Below are 23684 nucleotides of genomic sequence, written 5' to 3' on the forward strand. Positions count from 1 at the left end.
TCAAGCCAGCCATGAATGCCAGCCGGTCTCAGTCCTCGAGCGGCTCGGGCGGGTTGGCGGCACGGCCCTTGCCGAAGGTGTAACCGGTCTCGACGGCCTTCCTGCCGAATTTGTCGCGCAGCTCGTCGATCGCGGTTTCGGCCATCGCGCGCTTGCGCGACTGGACGTCGACCAGATCCGGCGGATCGGCCTTCCCGTCGTCGGAAAGATCGCTGACGCCGATGCCGAGCAGGCGGAATTTCGTGCCGTCGGTCTCGCGACGCAACAAATCGAGCCCGGTCTGGAAGATGCGATCGGCCAGCCGTGTCGGATCGCCAAGCTGGCGGTTGCGGGTGCGCAGCTTGAAATCCTGCGTCTTCAGCTTCAGCACCACGGTGCGCCCGGCAATGCCGGATTTCTTCAGCCGCGCCGAGACTTTTTCCGACAGGCCGCGCAGCACCGGCACCAATTCTGCCAGCGAGCCGATGTCGTTGTCGAAGGTGGTTTCGGCCGATACGCTCTTGGCATCGCCGTCGGGGTCGACGCGGCGGTCGTCCTCGCCGCGCGAAAGCCGGTAGAGCCGGTCGCCCATGACACCGTAACGGCGCATCAGCTCGCCGCGCTCCATGCGCTGCAGTTGGGCAATGGTGCGGATGCCGTCGCGCTCGAGCGTCGCGGCCAAGGCCTTGCCGACGCCCCAGATCAGCGTGACCGGCTGCCCGGCAAGAAAGCTTGGCGCTTCCGCTTCGCCGATGACTGAAAAGCCGCGCGGCTTGCGGAAGTCCGACGCGATCTTGGCCAGGAACTTGCAGTAAGAGAGACCGGTGGAAACGGTGATGCCGAGTTCCTTCTCGACGGTCTGCGCGAAGCGGGCCAGCACAAGCGCCGGCGACATCCCATGCAGCCGCTCGGTACCGGCGAGGTCGAGAAAAGCTTCGTCGATCGACAGCGGCTCGACCAGCGGCGTCAGCGCCTGCATCAGCGCGCGCACCTCGCGGCCGACGCCGACATATTTTTCCATGTTCGGCGCAATCACCACGGCCTCGGGACAAGCCTCGAGCGCCTTGAACATCGGCATCGCCGAGCGCACGCCCTGGATGCGGGCAATGTAGCAGGCAGTGGAGACGACGCCGCGCCTGCCGCCGCCGACGATCAGCGGCTTGTCCTTCAGCGCCGGATTGTCGCGCTTTTCGATGGCGGCATAGAAAGCGTCGCAGTCGATGTGAGCGATGTGCAGCCGGTAGAGTTCCGGATGACGGGCAAGGCGCGGGCTGCCGCAGCGCTCGCAACGGCGCGTCTCGCTGCGCTGAGAAGCCAGGCAGTCGCGACAAAAGCCGTGTTGGGGATTGTTGACAGGAGCCGTCATCGCTGCGAACATAAAGAGAACAAACGCAATGGTACGACAGTGCAGGGCCGGCAACAAGCTTGGCCTGGGGAGAACGTATGAGCACGACCATAGTACCGCTGAGTCCTGAGCATTGGACCGATTTCGAGGATCTCTTCGGCAAGCAGGGCGCCTGTTACGGCTGCTGGTGCACGCATTTCCGGCTGACCCCGGCGGAGCGGCGGGCGAGCGACCGCGAGCGCAACAAGGATCACATCAAGGCGCGCATCGAAGCCGGCCCGCCGCCCGGGCTTCTGGCTTTCGAGGACGGCAAGGCCGTCGGCTGGATGCAGGTCGGCCCGCGCGCCGACGTGCCCGAATGGAACAATCAAGGCCGGGGCTCGGCGCCTGTCGATCCCGCGGATGCCCAAGACCCGAACGTCTGGGCGATCTCTTGCTTTTTTATTCGCGCCAAGGCGCGGGGCAGGGGCATCACTCATCGCCTTGTCGACGGCGGCATCGCCTTTGCCCGCGAAAATGGCGCCAGGCTGCTGGAGGCCTGCCCGATCGATCTGTCGCGCGATTCGCGTTCGATCGGGCTGTTCGTCGGCTCGTCGCGCGTGTTCGAGAAGGCCGGGTTCGAGAGGCTTCTGGAGCGCAAGCCCGGTAGGCCGCTGATGCGGCTGGTGCTTTAGCCGCTTGAGGATTTGGCTTACAGTCATCGTCTTGCGGCTGTAATGCTTCTTTTCTACCAGAAGACGAAACGATTTGCCTTCCGAGACCGACGGAGACTGACGTGAAGCGTGTTTTGCCACTTGTTTTCATTCTTGCTTTCAGCGCGCCGGCCGTTGCACAGACCGTCGACAGCCAGGGCGCCAAACAGCTTTCGGACAATCTGGCGCGCTATTTCGGCAAGCAGGCGTTCGAGAAGGGCGTGCTCAAGGTCTCGGTCGAAGGCGACGCCTACAAGATCGCAGTGGACGTCAAGGCCCTGGTCAGCGCCCTGCCGGAGCAGAAGCCGTTCAAGATCGACCTCGCGCCCTATGCCTTGTTGGTGAAGCCGCGCAGCGATGGATCCTGGGAGGTCACCTCGGATTTTTCCCAAACCATGTCCTTCGAATTCAACGGACCCGAAGGCCCGCAAAGCATGCAAGTTTCGGTCAAGGACGGCAAGGGCTCCGCCGTCTACGATCCGAACTTGGCGGCGTTCACCAGCGGCACCAGCTCGATGGCCGGCATGACGATGACGTCTCGGGAAGCCAAGCAGCAGGCGGACGTCACCGCCGGTGCAGGCACCGCGACGATTGCCGCCACCAAGTCGGCCAATGGCGGCGTCGACTTCAAGGCAACGCAAAAGGTCTCGAGCTTCGTCGAGACGATCAAGATCGACGATCCCAACAGCGGAATGAATTTTCCAGTCGCCCTGAAAACGCCCGAACTTTCCGTTGATGCGAATGGCAAGGGCGTACGGACGAAGCCGTTGCTCGACCTTCTTGCCTTTGCCGTCGCCAACGAGGACGAAGCCAAGCTCAAGGCTAACCAGGCGGAGCTCAAATCGCTCCTGTTGGCCGCGCTGCCCGTCTGGGAAAGGATCGACGGCAACTACAGCTTCAAGGATTTCGAGGTGGAGAGCCCCGTCGGCAAATTCGCGGCGAAGCAGTTCAGCACCGCGTTCGCGATGGACGGAATCTCACCGAACGGCAGAGTCGATTACTCGATCAAGGCCTCCGGCCTGACGATCCCGCAGCAAGCGCTGCCCGCCTGGAGCGTCGCGTTGCTGCCGACGGATATCGACCTCAACTTCGGTGGCGCCAATATTGATCTCGATACGATGGCAAGGAAGACGATGGAAGCCTTTGATCTCAATAAGAATCCGTCGCTGCCGGATGCATTCGGCAAGGCTTTGGTCGAGGATTTCAAGGCCAAGAAGCCCAAGATCGTGTTCGGGCACTCGACAGTGAAGAATGGCGGTATCGAAGTCGCCATGGAAGGCGAGGTGTATTTCCCGGATAGCAAGAAAGCCGATGGGAGCGTGACCATCGACCTCGCCGGCTACGACAGGATCGTCGATGCCCTGAAGGAAGCGGCAAAGAGCGATGAGCAAATGGTGCAGGCCTTCCCGTTCGCGCTTGCCGTCAAGGGTTTTGGCAAGACACTGCCTGACGGTCGCCTGGAGTGGGTGATCAACACCAAGGCCGATGGGTCCATCGTCGTCAACGGCGCCATGCTGAAGGGCCCGGATAAAGTCCAGGACGACAACGCGGGGCAGGACGACAATTCGAGCGGCGATGACGGCGCGAACGGCACGGACAATTCAACCGGCGGGGCCGATTCGGACGGCGGCGACAATAGCGGGGCTGGAGCGAAGCTGCAGCCCTGAACGCCTGAATTATAGCCCGAGCGCGCCCGCAATCCTCGGCGCCGCCTCGCGCCAGTTGTCGACCGAGATGATGTCGTCCGGCGTCGGCGGCAGGAAAGCGCGCAGCGAATTGTCGGCCATCAGGTGGAAGAGGTGCGCGTCGGCGACAGAGCTGCGCGCCGACAGCAGGTTGGAGGGCTGGTCGTCGACGAAGGCGACGGGCCGGCCCTTGGCGCCGCGCAGCTTGGCGATGGCTGGGCCCTTGGCCATTTCGGTGGTCAGGAGCGGGTAGTTCAGGCCAAGCGCGTCGAGATACGCCCGGCGCACGGCGCGGTGCTTGTGTGGCATCGCGGTCAGGAGCACGATTTCGGCGCGCTGTCCGAGCGACGCCAGCGCCTCCGCGGCGCCGTCGGTGATGCTTTGCCAATCGGCCTGGGCATCGAAGAAATCGCCGAGAAGGGCCGTGACCTCGGCCTGCTCGATCAGCCGGCCGGACGCCGTCTCGGCGATGTTGCCGGTGAGGCGGAAGGAGGCGAGGGTCAGCCCGAAGCCGCGCGACCTCAGGTAGTTCGGGAAGGGACGGATGAATTCGAGCACGACATCATCGACATCGAGCACCAGCAGCGGCCGGTCGTCGGCCGCCAACTCCTCGATCTGGCGCGCGGTTTCGGGATCGTCGCTCATGTCGAGCGCTCATGATCGTCATTGCCGAGCGGCAGCGCCCGCAAGGCCTTGCCGACGGCAGCCGGTGGCGTGCCCGTTTCCTCGGCAAAGCGCAAAAGCGTCGGCTCGTGGGCGAGGATGAACTGCAGCACGCCGGCAAGGAAGCCCGGCTCCGCGGCAGCGTGGCGGATCGACCGCGCCTCGATGCCGGTTATCGCCAGGAAGCGAGGCAACAGCTCCGGATCGCCGGCGACGAAGCCAAGCGCCCTGACGGCAAGGGTTTCCGCCTCCTCGCGCATTGACGCTGCGTTCGTCATCATTACCTTTTGCCGATGTGCATGTTGAGTCTTTCTTCCGCAGTAATGGCAAGCGTCGCTTGCGGCAAGTCTCAGCCGCTTCAGCCCTGCAGCCGCAAGTGGAATGGGTGTGCTTTTCCAACGGCAGGTTTGCGTTTCGTCAATCATATTGACGTAGGGTACAGGCGGGTTGGGTGCGATCCGGCAAGGACGCATGACGGCGGTCTTCGGCTCAGGGGACCGTCGGGACGGGAAATTGATGGCTAAGAAGGTCATGATCGTCGAGGACAATGAGCTCAACATGAAGCTCTTTCGGGACCTCATCGAAGCCAGCGGTTACGAAACGGTCCGCACGCGCAACGGCCTGGAGGCGCTGGATCTCGCGCGCCAGCACCGGCCGGACCTAATCCTGATGGACATCCAACTGCCCGAGGTTTCTGGCCTGGAAGTGACCAAGTGGCTGAAGGAAGACGACGAATTGCACTCGATCCCGGTCATCGCCGTCACCGCCTTCGCGATGAAAGGCGACGAGGAGCGCATCCGCCAGGGCGGCTGTGAGGCCTATATTTCCAAACCGATCTCGGTGCCGCGCTTCATCGAAACGATCAAATCCTATCTGGGCGATGCCTGAGCCGGAGCCTTTGAGATGACCGCGCGGATCCTCGTCGTCGATGACATCCCTGCCAATGTGCGGCTGCTGGAGGTTCGGCTGCTGGCCGAATATTTCGAGGTGCTGACGGCCGGCAACGGCCCGGATGCGATCGAGACCTGCGAAAACGGCAAGGTCGATGTCGTGCTGCTCGACGTGATGATGCCGGGCATGGATGGCTTCGAGGTCTGCAAGCGGCTGAAGAGCGACCCGGCGACCTCGCATATTCCGGTTGTCATGATCACCGCGCTCGACCAGGTATCCGACCGGGTGCGCGGCCTTGAGGCGGGCGCCGACGATTTCCTCACCAAGCCGGTCAATGATCTGCAACTGATGACGCGGGTGAAGAGCCTGGTCAGGCTGAAGTCGCTGACCGACGAATTGCGGCTGCGCGCCTCGACCACGCGCAACATCGGCATCGAAGAGCTGCTCAGCCGCAACTTCGCGACGGAAGACACCAAGCCCAAGGTGCTTCTGGTGGACGAGCGCAAGTCGTCTATCGAGCGTATCCAGAAGATGCTTCGCGGCGGCGCCGATCTCGACGTCGCCACCGATCCGAATGCCGGATTCTTCCAGGCCGCCGAGACCGCCTATGAATGCGTGCTGATCTCGACGGCCTTCGCCGATTTCGATGCGCTCCGGCTTTGCTCGCAACTGCGCTCGCTCGACCGCACCCGCTTCCTGCCGATCATGCTCTTGGCCGATGAGGGCGAGGAGGGCCGTATCATCCGCGGCCTCGAACTCGGCATCAACGACTATCTGACGCGGCCGATCGATCAGCACGAGCTGACGGCCCGGCTGCGCACGCAGGTGCGGCGCAAGCGCTATAACGATCAGCTGCGCGCCAGCGTCACCCAGACCATCGAGATGGCGGTGACCGACGCGCTGACCGGCCTGCACAACCGCCGCTACCTGGATAGCCATCTTGAGACGCTGTTCGACCGCGCCGTGGCGCGGCGGCGGCCGCTCTCGGTGATGATCACCGACCTCGACCGTTTCAAATCCATCAATGACGCCCATGGCCATGACGGCGGCGACGACGTTCTGCGTGAATTCGCCAGGCGGCTGCGCAAGAACGTGCGCGGCATCGATCTCGCCTGCCGCTTCGGCGGCGAGGAGTTCGTCGTGGTCATGCCGGATACCGACGGGCCAATCGCCGAGAAGGTGGCCGAGCGTATCCGCGCCGAGATCGCGCAGGCGCCCTTCGCAATCGGCAGCGATGGCAAGACGATCGATGTGACGGTCAGCGTCGGCGTGTCATCGGTGCTGAGGGGAGCCGATACGGTCGCGGCGTTGATGAAGCGAGCCGACCTTGCGCTCTACGAGGCCAAGAGCGGCGGCCGCAACCGGGTTGTCGCCAAGGCCGCCTAGTCCGTGTCACCCAATGGTGCGCAGCAGTTTTGGCGCATCGACATGGACAAGACCAGAAGACTTAAGCGCGTTGCCTGAAATCGTTGCGCCGCGATGCGGTTACCCACGGAAGCCCCAATTCCGCGTCAACCCGATAGGGTTAGGAATTTACCTTAATCCAAGCGATTCGGGAGCCGTGGTTAAGAAATGGTTGATTTTCATAAGTTCTTGCGCAAATCTGCTTGGCATAGAACGAAGACGAAGCCGGCACGAGGGTAGACTGCCCGGCTCGATCCAGAAAATACCCCATGATGCTCAGGTCCGCCGCATCTCCTGGGTCCGTGGGGTCGGCCGGCCGGCGCTGGCACATAGTGGCCTCCTCGTACCGCTGCCAACCGCCGACCGGCCCCCTTTTTCTCATGATGATTCAGCGTCAGGCAGCCGCGGGCTTTCTTGCTCGAGCATCCGCCCGCTGAAAACAAAAACGCCGCCCCAAGGGGCGGCGTTCGGCATTTCAGGATAAACCGGATTACTTGATCTTGGTTTCCTTGAACTCGACGTGCTTCTTGGCAATCGGGTCGTACTTACGGAACGACAGCTTGTCCGTCTTGGTGCGGCTGTTCTTGCTGGTCACGTAGAAGAAACCGGTGTCGGCGGTCGACAGAAGCTTGATCTTGATGTTTGCGGCTTTGGCCATGATGTTCGTCCGTTAATGTTCGTGGAGTTTTGGCCGCTGGAGCACGGGGAAAACACCCGGACGCGGGAAACTTGGCGCGACACATAAAGAACGCGCCCGGAAAGTCAAGTCCAAGCGCCTTCTTGCCCCGTTTTGACGCGGCGGAACTCGCCGCGTCAGGCGTTCTCCCTGACCTGCAGATCGGCCTTCTTCCAGTCGCCGGTGGTGTTCCACCAGCGGTTCGGATTGGTATGGTCGTCGAGTCCCTTGGAACGGCTGGTCAGCAGCGGCTGAATGCGGATCACAGGCTCCTGGTAGGAATGGGCCTGGAATATCGCTTCGGCGACACGGGCGGCGAGCGCCTGATCGTCGGGCAGTTCGAACGACACCTCGACCGTGCCCGGCCGCCTGCGCAACTCGATCTCGGCGCCCGCGGCAGCGCATTCGAGCGTCCGGTAGCGCTCTATTCCTTGCGCCGACTGGTAGGCATTGCCGTCATACTTGCCCATGCGCAGCGGCGTGATCGCCACCACCGCCTCCATGATGCGCTCGACATCGGCCGCCGGCGCCTGGAAGGTGACGAGCAGAAGCAGTTCCATCCTGAGGGACTTGGTTTCAAAGCCGCTGTCGATCATCGCTATATCCTCGCTCTTCCTGGATCGGAGCGAGGGTATAGCAGGGGGCCTGCTGACACGGTGATGTCAGCATGCCCCGGTGCTGGGCGACATTTTCACTAGAGGATCTTTCGCACCAACCTGACGAGGACCAGGAGCATGTACGCGGCAAAGAACAGCGCCAGCGACCAGCCGAAGCCCGAAGGGCCGAAGGCGTCCATGCCGATGCCGATCGCCTGCGGGCCGATCACCATGCCGACCCCATAGCAGAGCACGAAGGCGGCGTTGGCAGAGGCGAGTTCATGGCCGGAAAGCTGAGAACCCAGATGCGCAAGGCCGATCGTGTACATGGCCGCGACCACACCGCCCCAGACGAACAGAAGCGCCGCCATCAGGTGCCAGTCCTTGGCGAAGAAAGGCATGAACACGGTTCCGATGAGGCCGACCGTGGCGCAGGCCAGAAGCAGGTAGCGGCGGTCCGAGACTCGGTCGCTGATCATGCCAATCGGTATCTGCAGCAGCACGTTGCCGAGCCCGATCATGGTCAGCAACAGCGCAGCGTCGGCCTCGGAGTAGCCGATGCGGCTGCCATAGACCGGGAAGAGCGAAAAGCCGCCGGTCTCGACGGCGCCGAATACGAGCACGGCGAAGGTTGCTGTGGGCACCATCCAGATATAGCGCAGGAAATGGCTGGTTTCGCCGTCGGCGACGATCGCCGGGCTCTCGTTACGAGCCGCCAGCACCGGGATGGCAGCAAGCGTTACCAACGCAATGGTGACGCCGAACGGCAGGAAGCCACCGGAGCCGACATGGGCGAATAGCCACGGCCCGGCGGCGAAGCCCAGAGAAAGCACCGTAGCGTAGATGCCAAGCACAAGGCCGCGACGATGCGGGGGCGCCGAGGTGCTGATCCAGAATTCCGACAGAATGAAGAGCACTGTCAGCGAAATGTGCAGCGCGACGCGGAGCGGAAACCACATCCAGAAGGCCGGCGCGAAATGAAAGCCGACAAAAGCGAGCGCGCCAACGGCGATCATCAAAAGCATGGTCTGGGCGACGCCGAGGCGCATGGCCAGCGGCGTGGCGAGCGGCGCGCCGGCGATCGAGGCGAGCCCGGCGACCGCCGTGTTGAGGCCGATCATCGAGGCCGAGTGGCCGCGCGATTCGAGGATGACGCTGAGCAGCGGCATGCCGAGGCCGATGGCAATGCCGACCACGCTGATCGAGGAGATCGCCGCAGTCATCGGCAGCCAGTGTACGCGTTCGTCGCCCTGTTGCTGGGTATCGACCGTCATCGATGGGGATGCTCTGCTTCTAAAGGACTTCGCGAACGAAGCGGTTTCGGATGAGGCGGAAGAACGGCACTGCGCCGCCCGGACGCAGCAACGGATCGTGGGCGAGCCGCCTTTCCAGTTCTTCCAGGATCATGCGGGTGATGTCGGGTGTGTCGGCCTTGCGGGCGTCGCCAAGCGGCAGCCAGACGAGCTCCTCCAACTCGTTGGTTGGACCACCGTCGGGCAATTCGACGGCGACATCCTCACGCCAGGCGCTGAAGAAGCGGGTATCGAAGCGGCGCACGCGGTTGGGCGGCGTGATGGCTCGGGCAATGAAGCGCAGGGCGTCCAGCGACGGTGCGACGCCGTGTTCGACGAAACCCTGCCAATCGCGCTTGGCGGTCGCGAACGGGCCTTTACGACCGATCAGCAGGCCGGCTTCCTCGTAAGTCTCACGAATTGCCGACATGGCGATGGCGCGCGCCCGTGCGGCACTCGCGCGGCCGGGGCCGCTCACAAGCCTCGCCTCTTCCTCAGGATGCAGCGGGGCAGCCACCGGAACGCGGCTGTCGGCGGCATCGGTGCGGCCCCCGGGGAAGACGAATTTTCCCGGCATGAAGGCGTGGCCGGCATGGCGCCGGCCCATCAGCACCAGAACGTCGCTGGCTCTCCTGTCGAGCAGGATCAAGGTTGCGGCATCGCGCGGGCGAAGCGGCCGACCGCCGTGCACGGCCAAGCCTTTATCGAGCTTGTCGACATCCGCCTTGGTCATTCCTTCCATGCGCTCGACCTAGCGGAAACTTCTCGAACGCGAAAGTGGCTTGCGTGTTCGGGCCTTTGCACCAGCCCCGGACCAAACGTCGCTGCCGCAGCGATTCCAGGAAAACGCGCAGCGGTTCTCGATCTGGAATTCCACTGTTCGGAGATGGTCGTTGTTTGTCTCAAGGGCAGAACCGCTGCAGGCTTAGGGATGCGGCTCGAACTCGTCCTTCTCGCCGCCGAAGCCGTGCATATAAAGCGCCCATTGCAGGCCGATGACGGCGCCTTTGACCGGCTGCAACAGCGCGATGGCCAGAATAATGGTCAGCGGCACCCAGATCAGCGCGTGCTGCCAGGTCGAAAGCGTGGTGGTGGCCTCCACGGTCATGAAGGCGCCAACCACAATGTGGCCGACGATGACGATCACCAGATAGGCGGGAAGGTCGTCGGCGCGATGGTGATGAAGCTCCTCGCCGCAGACGCCGCATTTGTCTACGGGCTTGGTGAAGGCGCCGAACAGCTTGCCTTCGCCGCAATGCGGGCAGCGGCCAAGCATGCCGCGCTTGATTGCCGTCCACAGCGGACGCGCGACGCGGCCCGAATGATGCTCGCCGCCGAAAACCTGTTCTTCCATGCCCTTCGACATCATCTTCTCCTGCCGCGGGGACCCATGCGCGACTGCGACGCGCGGGCGCGGCCCTTGGTCTTGTGGAACGACCGTCGCGAGCCTGGCAGCGGCTTCGGGTCGCTCAGCATTTCGAAACGCATCGCGCCCGCCATCGGCGCAACCTCGAGCAGCCGCACCTCGACGCGGTCGGCTAGCTGGTAGCCCTTGCCGGTGCGCTCTCCGAACAGCGATCGAGCGGTTTCATCGTAGATATAGTAATCGCCGTCCAAACTTGACACCGGGATGAAACCATCGGCGCCATACTGCGGCAATTGGACAAAGAGTCCCGCCTTGGCGACGCCGGAGATGCGAGCGTCGAAGGTGTCGTTGATGCGCTCGGCGAGATAGGCCGCGATCAGCCGGTCGACCGTGTCGCGTTCGGCCGCCATGGCGCGGCGTTCGGTGGCCGAGATCAGCGCGCCGACCTCTTCCAGGCGATCCGCTTCCTGCTGCGTCAGGCCGCCGGGACCGAGGCCGAGCGCGGCAATCAGTCCGCGATGCACGATGAGATCCGCATAGCGCCGGATCGGCGACGTGAAATGCGCGTAGCGTCTCAGGTTGAGACCGAAATGGCCGATGTTCTTCGGCGAGTATTCCGCCTGGCTCTGCGAGCGCAGCACCACTTCATTGACCAGCGCCTCGTTGTCGGCACCGCGCACCCGCTCCAGAATTGCGTTGAACTGCCCGGGCCGCATCTGCGCGCCGCGCGCCAGCGACAGGCCAAGCGTGTGCAGGAACTCGCGCAGCGATTCCTGTTTCGCCAGCGACGGCGCGTCGTGGATGCGGTAGACGAGCGGCTCTTTCTTGCCTTCAAGCGTCTCCGCGGCCGCGACATTGGCCTGGATCATGAACTCCTCGATCAGCTTGTGGGCATCGAGGCGCTCCGGCACGACGACCCGGTCGACGGTGCCGTCGGGCTTGAGCAGGATCTTGCGTTCCGGCAGCTCCAGTTCGAGCGGCTGGCGGCTGTCGCGGCCGCGCTTGAGCACGGCATAGGCGTCCCAGAGGGGCTTCAGAACGCCTTCGAGGATCGGCCCCGTCTTGTCGTCGGGCACGCCATCGATCGCCGCCTGCGCCTGCGGATAGGCGAGCTTGGCCGCCGATTTCATCATGATGCGGTGGAAGGAGTGCCTGAGCTTGCGGCCTTCCGCCGAAAAGGTCATGCGCACGGCGATCGCGGGACGGTCCTCGCCTTCGCGCAGCGAGCAGAGGTCGTTGGAGATGCGCTCGGGCAGCATCGGCACGACGCGGTCCGGGAAATAGACCGAATTGCCACGCTTCAGCGCCTCGCGGTCGAGCGGCGTGCCGTAGCGGACATAGGCCGCGACATCGGCGATTGCCACGGTGACGATGACGCCGCCGGGATTCTTCTCGTCCGTATCGGGTGTGGCGAACACCGCGTCGTCATGGTCCTTGGCGTCGGCCGGATCGATGGTGACCAGCGGCAGATCGCGCCAGTCCTCGCGCCCGGCAAGCGAAACCGGCTTCACGGCGTCGGCTTCGGCGATCACATCGGCCGGAAAGACATGGGGTATGTCGTGGGCGTGGATGGCGATCATCGAGACCGCCTTCTCGCTGGTCAGCGAGCCCAGCACCGCCAGCACCTTGGCCCGCGGCAGGCCGTAGCGCGAAGCGCGCGCCGGCTCGACCTCGACCAGATCGCCATTTTTGGCGCCGTTCTGGAATTCCTTGTCGACGATCAGCTCGGGCTGGCGGCGTTCCACCGGCTCGATGCGAAAGGTGCCGTCCTTCAGCACGCGGAAGACGCCGAGCACGGCTTCGCTGCGCTTCTCGAAAATCTTCATGACCCGCCCGGTATAGGCGGGGCCTGAGGGATCGTCGGTCGGGAAGGTCTTGGCGAGGACGCGGGCGCCGATGCCCGGAACCGGGCCGCTGGCGCCGCGCGAAATGCGGATGGCGATCACGGGCGGCGAGCCCGGGCCGGTGTATTCGCTCGGATGCGCCAGAAGCACACCGTCGTTATCGCGGCCGAAAATGTCGAGCACGGCGACATGCGGCAGGGAGCCGGCGCGGGTGAGCCGCTTGCGGTTCCTGGTCAGCAGGCCCTCATCCTGCAGGTCGCGCAGCAGATCCTTGAGCCAGATGCGGTCCTCGCCGCGCAGCGCGAAAGCCTTGGCTATGTCGCGTTTTCCGGAGCGGTCGGGGTTCTCGGCGATGTAGCGCAGGATTTCGTCGCGCGAGGGCCGGTAGTCATCCTTGACCACCTTCGCCCTGGTGTCGGCGCTGCGTGGATCGCCGTGACTTCTTCCGGAGATCCTGCGCGCCACGTCGTGCTATCCTTTCTTTGCCGCCCGGCGGAACGGCTTCTTGCCGCCTCCGCCCTTGGCTTCCTTCTCGGCAATCAGGGCGATTGCCTCTTCCATCGTCACCGATTGCGGATCCTTGCCCTTGGGCAGCGTCGCATTGACCTTGCCGTAATTGACGTAGGGTCCGTAGCGGCCGTCGCGCACGACGATCTTGCCGCCGCCGTCGGGATGCTCGCCCAGTTCCTTCAGCGCAGCCGGCGTGCTCCCGTTGCGGCCGCCCTTGCCCTTCTGCTGCTTCTCGGCGATCACCGACACGGCGCGGTTCAGGCCGATCGAGAACACGTCCTCGATGCTTTCGAGATTTGCGTAGGTGCCGTCGTGCAGCACGAAGGGTCCGTACCGCCCAAGACCGGCCGAAATCATCTTGCCGGTTTCCGGATGCTTGCCGACATCGCGCGGCAACGCCAGTAGCGCCAGCGCCTTCTCATGGTCGATCGACTCGGCGGTCCAGCCCTTGGGCAGGCTCGAGCGCTTGGCGTCCTTGCCTTCGCCGCGCTGGATGTAGGGGCCGAAGCGGCCGCTCCTGAGCGTGATCTCCTCGGCGGTGTATGGATCCTTGCCGAGCAGCTTGACGCCGTCGTCGCCGTTGCCGTTCTCGCCGTTGGGATTGGCGGCGTCGCCAAGCTGGCGGGTATAGGAGCATTCCGGATAATTCGAGCAGCCGACGAAGGCGCCGAACTTACCGAGCTTCAGTGACAGGTTGCCGGTGCCGCATTTCGGGCAGACGCGCGGGTTTGAGCCGTCCTCCCGCGCGGGGAACACCAGCGGCGCCAGCTCGTCGTTGAGCGCATCGAGCACGTCTGAGACGCGCAGTTCCTTGATGTCGTCGACGGCGCCCGAAAAATCCTTCCAGAAGTCGCGCAGCACGTCCTTCCAGGCGAGCTTGCCGTCGGAGATCTCGTCGAGCTTTTCCTCGAGCGAGGCTGTGAAGTCATATTCGACATAGCGCTCGAAGAAGCTTTCGAGGAAGGCCGACAGAAGCCGGCCCTTGGCCTGCGGCACCAGCTTGCGCCGGTCGATGGCGACGTAGTCGCGGTCCTCGAGCGTCTTCAGGATCGCCGTGTAGGTCGACGGCCGGCCAATGCCGAGCTCTTCCAGCTTCTTGATCAGCGACGCCTCGGAATAGCGCGGCGGCGGCTCGGTCGTGTGCTGGGTGGCGTTGATCGCCTCGCGGGCAAGCTGCTCGCCGGCGCGGATCTCGGGCAGGCGGCGGCTTTCCTCGTCCTCCGCGTCCTCGTCCTTCTGGTCGGTGTAGGCGGCGATGAAGCCGTCGAAGCGGATGACCGAGCCGACCGCGCGAAGCTCGGCGCTGCGGGCGCCGTTGACCGCCTCGATCTCGACCGTGGTGCGCTCGATCTCGGCCGGCTGCATCTGGCTGGCGATCGCGCGCTTCCAGATCAGCTCATAGAGGCGCGCCTGATCGGCATCGAGATATTGCCTGACCGATGCCGGCGTGCGCTTGAAATCGGTAGGGCGGATCGCCTCATGCGCTTCCTGGGCGTTCTTGGCCTTGACCGAATAATAGCGTGGGTTTTCGGGCAGGTATTTCGCGCCGAACTCGCTGGCGATGGCATCGCGCGCCGCGGTGATCGCCTCCGGCGCCATCTGCACGCCGTCGGTTCGCATATAGGTGATGAGGCCGGCGGTCTCGCCGCCGACATCCATGCCTTCGTAAAGCTTCTGCGCCACCTGCATGGTGCGGTTGGCCGAGAAGCCGAGCCGCGAGGAGGCGGCCTGCTGCAGCGTCGAGGTGGTGAAGGGCGGGCCCGGATTGCGCTTGGTGGGCTTGGCTTCGACCGACAGCGCCTTGAAGGTCGCACCTTCGAGCATCGCCTTGATGTCGTCGGCCTGGGCCTTGTTGGCGATGTCGAGCTTCTGCAACTTCTTGCCGGCATAGGCGGTCAGCCGCGCCTCGAAACTGTCGTTGCGCGGCGTGTTGAGGATGGCGGCGATCTGCCAGTATTCCTCGCGGACGAAGCGCTCGATCTCGGATTCGCGGTCGCAGACCAGCCGCAGCGCCACCGACTGCACGCGCCCGGCGGAACGGGCGCCCGGCAGCTTGCGCCACAGCACCGGCGAGAGGGTGAAGCCGACGAGATAGTCGAGCGCGCGGCGCGCGAGATAGGCGTCCACCAGCGGCGCATCGATCTGGCGCGGATTGGCCATGGCCTCCATTACCGAGGTCTTTGTTATGGCGTTGAAGACGACGCGGCTGACCGGCTTGTCCTTCAGCGCGCGCTTCTGCCTCAGCACTTCCAGCACATGCCAGGAAATCGCCTCGCCCTCGCGATCCGGGTCGGTGGCGAGGATCAGCCCGTCGGCGTCCTTGACCGCCTTGGCGATGTCGGCGAGGCGCTTGCCGGAGGCGGTGTCTACCGACCAGGACATGGCGAAGTCCTCGTCCGGGCGCACCGAGCCGTCCTTGGCCGGCAGATCGCGGACATGGCCGAACGAGGCCAGGACCTTATAGTTCTTGCCCAGATATTTGTTGATTGTCTTCGCCTTGGCCGGCGATTCGACGACGACGACGTCCATGAGGTCTCTTATCAGCTGTGAGGCGGCGGAAGAGCTCCGCGGCGCACGACGAAATCCCACTCTTTTCGTCGCTCACATGGCCGTGCTTTTGCAATCGGTCAAGGGGACAGGCCCAATTTGCGAACTGGCCGACAGCGATACACTCTTAGAGTGTATGGCGGAGAACACATTTTTTGGCGCACCGACGGATCGTGTCTTGGTTCGGTCTTTTACCGAGGGGAGTCCCGACAGAACCAGCATCGGCCCGGCGGTACGCGGACGGCACGCGGCAATCGCGCCGTCCAAGGAACGGGCAGCGGCCGCCGCTTCTTCCTCGGCTAGCGACCACGCGCCACACAATGGTGATTGGCACGAAGGCGCCGGCATCGCTATATCGGCGCCAGCAAAACCGGGGCATCGTGAAATGGCATTGGACATCGGCTATGTCAGCGCGGTCGGGGCAGGGGCGATCTCGTTCCTGTCGCCTTGCGTGCTGCCGCTGGTGCCGCCTTATCTTTGCTACATGGCCGGCGTTTCGGTCGACGATTTCCGCGGCAACGCCGGCGCGACGGCGCGCGAAGGCGCACGTGGCGCGCTGCTCTATGCCTCTGTTGCCTTCGTGCTCGGCTTCTCGACCGTATTCGTCGCGCTTGGCGCCGGCGCCTCGACGATCGGCCGGCTGCTGCGCGTCTGGCAGGAACCGCTGGCGATGGTGGCCGGCGCGCTGATCATCATCATGGGCCTGAATTTCCTCGGCATCCTGCGCATCCCGCTCTTGTCGCGCGAGGCGCGCTTCCAGTCGCAGGGCAAGCCGGCCAGCATCATCGCCGCCTATGTCATGGGGCTGGCCTTTGCCTTCGGTTGGACGCCCTGCATCGGCCCGGTGCTGGGGCCGATCCTGACCTTAGCCGGCGGCCGCCAGACGGTGGGCGAGGGCGCGCTGCTGCTCGCCGCCTATTCGCTCGGGCTTGGCATTCCCTTCCTGATCGCGGCGCTGTTTTCCGGCGCCTTCATGCGCTTCCTGGGAAAATTTCGCGTCCATCTCGGTCGCGTGGAAAAAGCGATCGGCGCGCTGCTCGTCGTCGCCGGCGTGTTTTTTCTCACCGGTGGCGTGCAGAGCGCATCCTACTGGCTGCTGGAAAACTTCCCGGCGCTCGGGCGGCTCGGGTGATCTGCCACTTCGTGCACAGGATCGAATTGTGGACCTGCCGATCAAGAGTCCAGGTGATCCGCTGTCTCACCGGAATTTAACCGCATTGGTGCAGCATCACGCCGCTGCTAGCATGCGATGATTTGAATCCTTTCATACGGTTGCCCTATGAGCCAGAGATCCTGCCTGTCCGTCATCCTCGCCGCCGGCGAAGGTACGCGCATGAAGAGCGCGATACCCAAAGTGCTGCACGCCATTGCCGGCTTGCCGATGGTGGCGCATGTGGTGAAGGCCGCTGAGGCCGCCGGGGCAACGGGTCTGGCGCTGGTGATCGGCCACGGCGCCGACGAGATGCGGAAGGCGGTGCAGAAATTCGCGCCGAAAGCCGAGACCTTCGTGCAGGAGAAGCGGCTCGGCACGGCCCATGCGGTGCTTGCCGCGCGCGAAGCGATAGCGAAGGGCTACGACGACATCCTCGTCATGTTCGGCGACACGCCGCTGATCGATGCGGCAGCGCTGGCTGCCGCGCGGCAGAAGCTGGCGGAGGGTGCTGCCGTTGCGGTGATCGGCTTCCGCCCGCCCAATCCGACGGGATACGGGCGGCTGATCGAGAAGGGCGGGCGTCTCGTCGCCATCCGGGAGGAGAAGGACTGCTCCGAGGCGGAAAAAAAGATCGGCTTCTGCAATGCCGGGATGATGGCGGTGGCCGGCAACCAGGCACTTCGGCTGCTCGACAAGGTCGGCAACAACAACGCCAAGGGCGAGTTCTATCTCACCGACATCGTCGAGATCGCCGGCGCGGAGGGGCTCGATGTGGTGGCAACCGAGGCGAGCTTCGAAAGCGCGCTCGGTATCAACAACCGGGCGGAACTGGCCGAGGCGGAAGGCATCTGGCAGACGCGGCGTCGGCGCGAGGCGATGCTTGCGGGCGTAACGCTGATCGCGCCCGAAACCGTCTATTTCTCGCATGACACCGAGATCGGCGCCGATACGATCGTCGAGCCAAATGTCTGGTTCGGGCCGGGCGTCAAGATCGCTTCAGGGGCGAAAATCCACGCCTTCAGCCATATCGAAGGTGCCACCGTCGCTTCCTATTGCGATGTCGGGCCGTTCGCGCGGCTGCGGCCGGGCGCCGATCTGCGGCAAAAGGCCAAGGTCGGCAATTTCTGCGAGGTCAAGCAGGCAACGATCGAGGAAGGGGCTAAGGTCAACCACCTGACCTATATCGGCGACGCGCGGGTCGGTGCCGGGGCGAATATCGGCGCCGGCACCATCACCTGCAACTATGACGGCTTCTCGAAATTCTTCACCGATATCGGCGAGGGCGCCTTCGTCGGCTCCAACTCTGCGCTGGTGGCGCCGGTCACGATCGGCAAGGGTGGCTACGTCGCCTCGGGCAGCGTAATCACCGAGAGCGTGCCCGACGATGCGCTCGCCTTCGGCCGCGCCCGCCAGAAGACCCTGCCTGGTAAGGGCAAGGAACTGCGCGAGCGCTTCGCGTCGGCGGCCGCGGCCAAGAAAAGAGCAGCGGAATGATTGTCAAAAGACGTTTTTCCGGGCCGGCGCTGCTGGCGGCAACCATAAATGATCGAGCACCGCGTCGCGAAAAACCAACCATTTGCAGTAACCGGATTGCAAGCGCGGCGTGTCATGGTGCATCAGTCGCAAAACCGTTCCGGGTGACACCGAACGAAACGCAAAGTGACTTTCGCGGCAGGCCGGCCATCCGTAAATAGCGCTGGGTTTTCGCAGGGAATCGGGGGCAGCGCATGTGCGGTATCGTTGGAATTGTCGGCCATTCACAGGTCGCGCCGCTGATTGTCGATGCGCTGAAGCGGCTCGAATATCGCGGCTATGACTCGGCCGGCGTCGCCACCATCGAGAATGGCACGCTCGGCCGCCGCCGCGCCGAAGGCAAGCTCATCAATCTTGAACGCCGGCTGAAAGAAGATCCGCTGGAAGGCACGATCGGCATCGGCCATACCCGCTGGGCGACCCATGGCGTGCCGAACGAGACCAATGCGCATCCGCATTTTTCCGAAGGCGTCGCGATTGTCCACAACGGCATCATCGAGAACTTCGCCGAGCTGCGCGACGAGCTCTCCCGCGATGGCTACAAATTCGCCTCTCAGACGGACACCGAGGTCGTCGCGCATCTGGTCGCGCGGGAGCTCGCCAAGGGGCTGAAGCCGGTCCAGGCAGCGCACCAGGCGCTGAAGCGGCTCTCGGGCGCGTTTGCGCTGGCGATCATGTTCAAGGGCGACGAGGATCTGATCGTCGGCGCCCGCAACGGTCCGCCGCTTGCCGTCGGCCATGGCGACGGCGAGATGTTTTTGGGCTCGGACGCGATCGCGCTGGCGCCTTTCACCAACGCAGTCACCTATCTCGAAGATGGCGACTGGGCGGAAGTGCGTCGCAACAGCGTCACCATCTATGACGCCGACGGCAACAAGGTCGACCGCAAGCGCCAGCAGTCGCTCTCGACCAGCTTCATGGTCGACAAGGGCAACCGCCGCCATTTCATGGAAAAGGAAATCCATGAGCAGCCGGAGGTGATCTCGCACACGCTGGCGCATTATGTCGATTTCGTCTCCGGCGTGTCGAGGCCGCTCGATCTGCCCTTCGACTTTGCCAAGATCGGCCGGTTGGCGCTCTCGGCCTGCGGCACCGCCTATCTGGCCGGGCTGATCAGCAAATACTGGTTCGAGCGCTATGCGCGGCTGCCGGTCGACATCGACGTCGCCTCGGAATTCCGTTACCGCGAGATGCCGTTGTCCGGGAACGACGCGGCGTTCTTCATATCGCAGTCGGGCGAGACCGCCGACACGCTGGCTTCCCTGCGCTACTGCCGCCAGGCCGGCATGAAGATCGGCGCGGTCGTCAATGTGCGCGAATCGACCATGGCGCGCGAATCCGACGTCGTGCTGCCGACGCTTGCCGGGCCGGAGATCGGCGTCGCCTCGACGAAGGCTTTCACCTGCCAGCTCTCCGTGCTGGCCTCGCTCGCAGTGCGGGCCGGCGTGGCGCGCGGGACGATCTCGCGCGATGAGGAGAAGCGGCTGGTGCGCGAGCTTTCCGAGGCGCCGCGCTTTGCCACCCAGGTGCTGAAGCTCGACGAGCAGATCGAACGCATCTCGCGTGAGCTGTCCCGCTACAAGGACGTGCTCTATCTCGGCCGCAACACCAATTTTCCACTAGCCATGGAAGGTGCGCTGAAGCTCAAGGAAATCTCCTACATCCACGCCGAAGGCTATGCCGGCGGCGAGCTGAAGCACGGACCGATCGCGCTGATCGACGAGAACATGCCGGTTATCGTGATCGCGCCGCATGACCGCATCTTCGAAAAGACGGTTTCCAACATGCAGGAAGTCGCGGCGCGCGGCGGCAAGATCATCCTGATCACCGACGCCAAGGGCGCGGCCCAGGCCGGCATCAAGTCGATGGAGACGATCATCCTGCCCGAAGTGCCTGAGATCATCGCGCCGATCATCTACGCGCTGCCGATCCAGATGCTCGCCTATTTCACCGCAGTGTTCATGGGCACCGACGTCGACCAGCCGCGCAATCTGGCGAAATCGGTGACGGTGGAATAGCACTGTCACTGCTTCTTTTGGGCACCGTAGTTCGAAGTATGGCTTGCCGATGGCCCTTTCACTCCTCGGCGGGCGTCGCGGAATGGATCCTCGGGTCTACGCCGCGTCGCTTCACTCCTTGCTCCGCGCGTGGATGACGAAGGGAGGGGTGTTGCAGCCAGTCGCGAACGCAGGAGCTTCATTTGGAACGCTGAAAGCCGCTTCATAGAGCGCGCTCTTTAAAAACTTCGCAGTTCCAAACCGAATTGCGGTTCACTAAAGTTCAACCGCAATCTGCGCCGCGGTGATCCTATGTCCGACGCCCTGAAGACCTCTGGCATGACCCGGCTCAGGAATTACTTCCTGACGGGTTTCATCGTCTGCGCGCCGCTGGCGATCACCGCCTATATCGCCTGGTCGCTCATCGGCTGGGTCGATTCTTGGGTGAAGCCCTACATTCCCGCCCGCTACAACCCCGACACCTACCTGCCGTTTCCGGTCCCCGGCTTCGGGCTGATCGTGGCGCTGGTGCTGATCACGTTCATCGGTTTCATGACGGCCAACATCGTCGGCCGCGCAATCGTCAATTTCGGCGAGCGGCTGCTTGGCCGCATGCCGCTGGTGCGCGGCATCTACCGCTCCCTGAAGCAGATTTTCGAGACGGTGCTGTCAAACAAGGGCGACATGTTCCGCCAGGTCGGGCTGGTCGAATATCCGCGCAAGGGAGTCTGGTCGCTGGTCTTCGTCGCCAGCGAGAAGGAAACCGAGATCAACCAGAAGCTCGACCAGGAAGGCGATCCGTTGATCGCGGTGTTCATGCCCTGCACACCGAACCCGACCACAGGCTTCCTGATGTATGTTTATAAATCCGAGATCGTGCTGCTCGACATGACGATCGAGGACGGCGCCAAGCTGATCGTTTCGGCCGGCATGGTGGCGCCGGAGGTCAAGGCCAAGCTGGTGACGCTGAACGGCGAGCCGATCGAAGGGCCGCTTGCCAATCCGGCGCTGGGCGCGGCTCAGCCGGCGCGCAGCAGCCGCACCGCCTCGTCGCGCCCGAACAGGTAGAGCAACAGCCGCAGCGCCTCGCCGCGCCCAGACTGCAATTCGGGGTCGCGCGACAAGAACAGCCTTGCGTCGTCGCGGGCGGCTTCCAGCAGGTCGGCATGGAACTCGATGCGCGCGACCTGGAAACCTGGCGTGCCGGACTGGCGGGTGCCCAGCAGTTCGCCTTCGCCGCGCAGCTTCAGATCCTCCTCGGCTATGCGGAAGCCGTCCTCCGTCTCGCGCATCACCGAAAGCCGGCGCTTTGCGGTCTCACCGAGCGGATCCTTGTAGAGCAGCACGCAGGACGATGGCTTGTCGCCGCGCCCGACCCGGCCGCGCAGCTGGTGCAACTGGGCAAGGCCGAAGCGCTCGGCATGCTCGATGACGATGATCGTGGCGTCCGGCACGTCGACGCCGACCTCGATGACGGTGGTGGCGATCAATATGCGCGTTTCGCCCTGCTTGAAGGCGCGCATCGCATCGTCCTTCTCTGCCCCCTTTATGCGGCCATGGACGAGGCCGATCTGGTCGCCGAAGAGCGGCTTCAGCGAAGCGAAGCGGTCTTCCGCCGACATCAGCTTGATCTCTTCGGATTCTTCGACCAGCGGACAGATCCAGTAGATCTTCTGACCCTCGGCGACGGCGTCGACCATGCGCCCGACTAACTCGTCCAGCCTCTCCATTGGCAAAGTGACGGTGCGTATCGGCTGGCGGCCCGCCGGCTTTTCGGTGAGCTTCGAGACATCCATGTCGCCGAAGGCGGTCAGCACCAGCGTGCGCGGAATGGGCGTCGCCGTCATCACCAGCATATCGGGCGCGTCGCCTTTGGCGGTGATGGCGAGACGCTGGTGGACACCGAAGCGGTGCTGCTCGTCGACGACGGCAAGCACGAGGTCGTGGAAGGTCACCGTCTCCTGGAACAGCGCGTGCGTGCCGACGACGATGTCGATCGCACCGCTGGCGAGGCCTTCCAGTGTTTCGGCGCGTTCGCGGCCCTTCTCGCGGCCGGTAAGGACGGCGACGCTGAGGCCGGCTTTTTCCGCCAGCGGGGCGATGGTCGCCAGATGCTGCCGCGCCAGGATTTCGGTCGGCGCCATCAGCGCAGCCTGGCCGCCTGCCTCGACCGCGCGCCCCATGGCAAGCAGCGCGACCACTGTCTTGCCGGAGCCGACATCGCCCTGCAGCAGACGCAGCATGCGTTCGGGTTCGGCCAGGTCGGCGTTGATTTCGCCGAGCGCGAATTCCTGGCTGGGGGTGAGCCTGTAGGGCAGGGCAGCGCGCAGTTTCTCGACAACGCTTCCATCGCCGACCAGCGGCCGGCCCGAAAGGCGGCGGATTCTGGCGCGCACCAGCGCCAGCGACACCTGTCCTGCCAGGAGCTCGTCATAGGCCAGGCGCCGCCAGGCCGCACCCTCGACGGCAACGTCGATCGGGTCCTTGGGATAGTGGATGCGGGTCAGCGCATCGCCGAAGGACGGAAAGGTGTGGCGGCGCATGAAGGCGTCGTCCTGCCATTCCGGCAGTTCCGGCAAGCGGCCGAGCGCCTGTCCGATGGCGCGGCGCAACACTTTTGCGGACAGGCCGGCGGTGAGCGGATAGACGGGCTCGACCAGCGGCAGGCCCTCGGCCTCGTCGAGCGGCGCGATATGGTCGGGATGAACCATGGTCGGGCGGCCGTTGAACCATTCCATGCGGCCGGAGATTACGACGCGCTCGCCCTCAGGCAGCATCTTCTGCAGATAGGCGGCATGGGCATGGAAGAAGGTCAAGGCGATCTCACCGGTGTCGTCATGGGCGTAGATCCGGTAGGGCACGGACCTGTTGCCGCGCGGCGGCGGCTGGTGGCGGTCGACCCGTACCTCGAGTGTTACGATCTGGCCTTCGGCCGCTAGCGCGATGCCAGGCCGGTTGCGGCGGTCGATAACCGTGTTGGGCAGCACGAACAGAAGATCGGCGGCGCGCGCGGCGCGGTCGCCGAGATCGGCCGGCACGACACGTTCGATCATGGTCCCGACCTTCTGGCCGACGCCGGCGAGCGAGGTGATCGGGACGAACAGGGGATCGAGGATGGAAGGACGCATCTCGTCAGCTTATGTCGCGGAGGCCGCAGCGCAAAGGCTGACACCAATCGCTATCCACGCTATATGCGCCGCTTCGAACAGGGATGCAGCGCGATGACCGGAACACAGCGATCAAGCGAGGGACTGGACGTCCGCCGCCGCAAGCTCCTGTTCCGCTCCTGGCATCGCGGCATGCGCGAGATGGATCTCATCCTGGGATCCTTCGCCGATGCCGAGATCGGCGCCTTGACCGCCGACGAAATCGACCAATATGAAAAGCTCCTCGAAATCCCCGACACCGAATTCCTGCCGATGATCACCGGCGAGCGCCCGGTTCCGCCCGATATCGATTGCGCGGTGCTGCAGAAGATCCTGGCGTCGCGCCGGACCATGACATTTTGAAA

At 64.1% G+C, this 23684-nt stretch carries 20 protein-coding genes; 9 read left to right on the top strand and 11 right to left on the bottom strand.

Annotation, left to right across the window (positions count from 1 at the left end):
* Positions 1–28: 28 nt before the first annotated feature.
* Positions 29–1357, bottom strand: coding sequence for a DNA polymerase IV (locus tag CK221_RS22150; RefSeq protein WP_095779265.1), 1329 nt, complete (start codon positions 1355–1357; stop codon positions 29–31).
* Between the two features lie 65 nt (positions 1358–1422).
* On the opposite strand from CK221_RS22150, the gene CK221_RS22155 reads away from it, so the two are divergent.
* Together CK221_RS22155 and CK221_RS22160 are read left to right on the top strand one after the other, a co-directional pair.
* Positions 1423–1998: a GNAT family N-acetyltransferase gene (locus CK221_RS22155; RefSeq protein WP_095779266.1), complete on the top strand. Its 576-nt coding sequence runs from the start codon at positions 1423–1425 to the stop codon at positions 1996–1998.
* Positions 1999–2099: 101 nt separating this feature from the next.
* Positions 2100–3683, top strand: a complete 1584-nt coding sequence (locus tag CK221_RS22160) for a hypothetical protein (RefSeq protein ID WP_095779267.1) — start codon at positions 2100–2102, stop codon at positions 3681–3683.
* Positions 3684–3692: 9 nt separating this feature from the next.
* Here CK221_RS22160 and CK221_RS22165 read toward each other — a convergent pair whose 3' ends face one another.
* Together CK221_RS22165 and CK221_RS22170 are read right to left on the bottom strand one after the other, a co-directional pair.
* The gene (locus CK221_RS22165; protein ID WP_095779268.1) at positions 3693–4346 is read right to left on the bottom strand and encodes a hypothetical protein; all 654 of its coding nucleotides are present in this window, start codon (positions 4344–4346) and stop codon (positions 3693–3695) included.
* A complete protein-coding gene (locus tag CK221_RS22170; protein ID WP_067000920.1) occupies positions 4343–4642 on the bottom strand; it encodes a DUF3572 domain-containing protein in 300 nt (99 codons plus the stop codon). The genes CK221_RS22165 and CK221_RS22170 overlap by 4 nt, the downstream gene beginning before the upstream one ends.
* 238 nt (positions 4643–4880) lie before the next feature.
* Between CK221_RS22170 and CK221_RS22175 the strand changes: the two genes are divergently transcribed.
* Positions 4881–5252, top strand: a complete 372-nt coding sequence (locus CK221_RS22175) for a response regulator (RefSeq protein WP_027166515.1) — start codon at positions 4881–4883, stop codon at positions 5250–5252.
* Between the two features lie 15 nt (positions 5253–5267).
* Positions 5268–6641, top strand: coding sequence for a PleD family two-component system response regulator (locus CK221_RS22180; RefSeq protein WP_095779269.1), 1374 nt, complete (start codon positions 5268–5270; stop codon positions 6639–6641).
* Between the two features lie 508 nt (positions 6642–7149).
* Here the strand turns inward: CK221_RS22180 and rpmG are convergent.
* The 7 genes from rpmG to topA all read right to left on the bottom strand — a co-directional run bounded on the left by rpmG (position 7150) and on the right by topA (position 15472).
* Positions 7150–7317 (bottom strand): 50S ribosomal protein L33, encoded by a 168-nt coding sequence (rpmG, locus tag CK221_RS22190; RefSeq protein WP_040995604.1) that lies wholly within the window; start codon positions 7315–7317, stop codon positions 7150–7152.
* 155 nt (positions 7318–7472) lie between these two features.
* The gene (locus tag CK221_RS22195; protein WP_095779270.1) at positions 7473–7931 is read right to left on the bottom strand and encodes a hypothetical protein; all 459 of its coding nucleotides are present in this window, start codon (positions 7929–7931) and stop codon (positions 7473–7475) included.
* Positions 7932–8029: 98 nt separating this feature from the next.
* Entirely contained in the window at positions 8030–9205 is a 1176-nt protein-coding gene (locus CK221_RS22200; RefSeq protein ID WP_067328142.1) for an MFS transporter, read from the bottom strand.
* A 19-nt stretch (positions 9206–9224) separates the two neighbouring features.
* The gene (locus CK221_RS22205) at positions 9225–9965 is read right to left on the bottom strand and encodes an NUDIX domain-containing protein (RefSeq protein WP_095779271.1); all 741 of its coding nucleotides are present in this window, start codon (positions 9963–9965) and stop codon (positions 9225–9227) included.
* A gap of 183 nt (positions 9966–10148) precedes the next feature.
* Positions 10149–10589 carry a DUF983 domain-containing protein gene (locus CK221_RS22210; protein ID WP_095779303.1) on the bottom strand — a complete coding sequence of 147 codons (441 nt, stop codon included), beginning with the start codon at positions 10587–10589 and terminating at the stop codon, positions 10149–10151.
* A complete protein-coding gene (rnr, locus tag CK221_RS22215) occupies positions 10589–12898 on the bottom strand; it encodes a ribonuclease R (RefSeq protein ID WP_095779272.1) in 2310 nt (769 codons plus the stop codon). The genes CK221_RS22210 and rnr overlap by 1 nt, the downstream gene beginning before the upstream one ends.
* A gap of 6 nt (positions 12899–12904) precedes the next feature.
* The gene (gene topA / locus CK221_RS22220; protein ID WP_095779273.1) at positions 12905–15472 is read right to left on the bottom strand and encodes a type I DNA topoisomerase; all 2568 of its coding nucleotides are present in this window, start codon (positions 15470–15472) and stop codon (positions 12905–12907) included.
* 403 nt (positions 15473–15875) lie between these two features.
* On the opposite strand from topA, the gene CK221_RS22225 reads away from it, so the two are divergent.
* The 4 genes from CK221_RS22225 (at position 15876) to CK221_RS22240 (ending at position 21241) form a co-directional block, all read left to right on the top strand.
* A complete protein-coding gene (locus CK221_RS22225) occupies positions 15876–16622 on the top strand; it encodes a cytochrome c biogenesis CcdA family protein (RefSeq protein WP_095779274.1) in 747 nt (248 codons plus the stop codon).
* A 147-nt stretch (positions 16623–16769) separates the two neighbouring features.
* Entirely contained in the window at positions 16770–18137 is a 1368-nt protein-coding gene (glmU, locus tag CK221_RS22230) for a bifunctional UDP-N-acetylglucosamine diphosphorylase/glucosamine-1-phosphate N-acetyltransferase GlmU (RefSeq protein ID WP_095779275.1), read from the top strand.
* Between the two features lie 233 nt (positions 18138–18370).
* Positions 18371–20194: a glutamine--fructose-6-phosphate transaminase (isomerizing) gene (gene glmS, locus CK221_RS22235; RefSeq protein ID WP_095779276.1), complete on the top strand. Its 1824-nt coding sequence runs from the start codon at positions 18371–18373 to the stop codon at positions 20192–20194.
* A 291-nt stretch (positions 20195–20485) separates the two neighbouring features.
* On the top strand, positions 20486–21241 hold the full coding sequence (locus CK221_RS22240; protein ID WP_067000327.1) for a DUF502 domain-containing protein: 756 nt from the start codon (positions 20486–20488) through the stop codon (positions 21239–21241).
* On the opposite strand, the gene recG is transcribed toward CK221_RS22240, so the two are convergent.
* Positions 21193–23301 carry an ATP-dependent DNA helicase RecG gene (recG, locus tag CK221_RS22245; RefSeq protein WP_095779277.1) on the bottom strand — a complete coding sequence of 703 codons (2109 nt, stop codon included), beginning with the start codon at positions 23299–23301 and terminating at the stop codon, positions 21193–21195. The genes CK221_RS22240 and recG overlap by 49 nt on opposite strands.
* 93 nt (positions 23302–23394) lie before the next feature.
* Between recG and CK221_RS22250 the strand changes: the two genes are divergently transcribed.
* A complete protein-coding gene (locus CK221_RS22250; RefSeq protein WP_067000926.1) occupies positions 23395–23682 on the top strand; it encodes a succinate dehydrogenase assembly factor 2 in 288 nt (95 codons plus the stop codon).
* Positions 23683–23684: the final 2 nt, after the last annotated feature.

The sequence above is a fragment of the Mesorhizobium sp. WSM3868 genome (genome assembly GCF_002294785.1).
GTDB lineage: Bacteria > Pseudomonadota > Alphaproteobacteria > Rhizobiales > Rhizobiaceae > Mesorhizobium.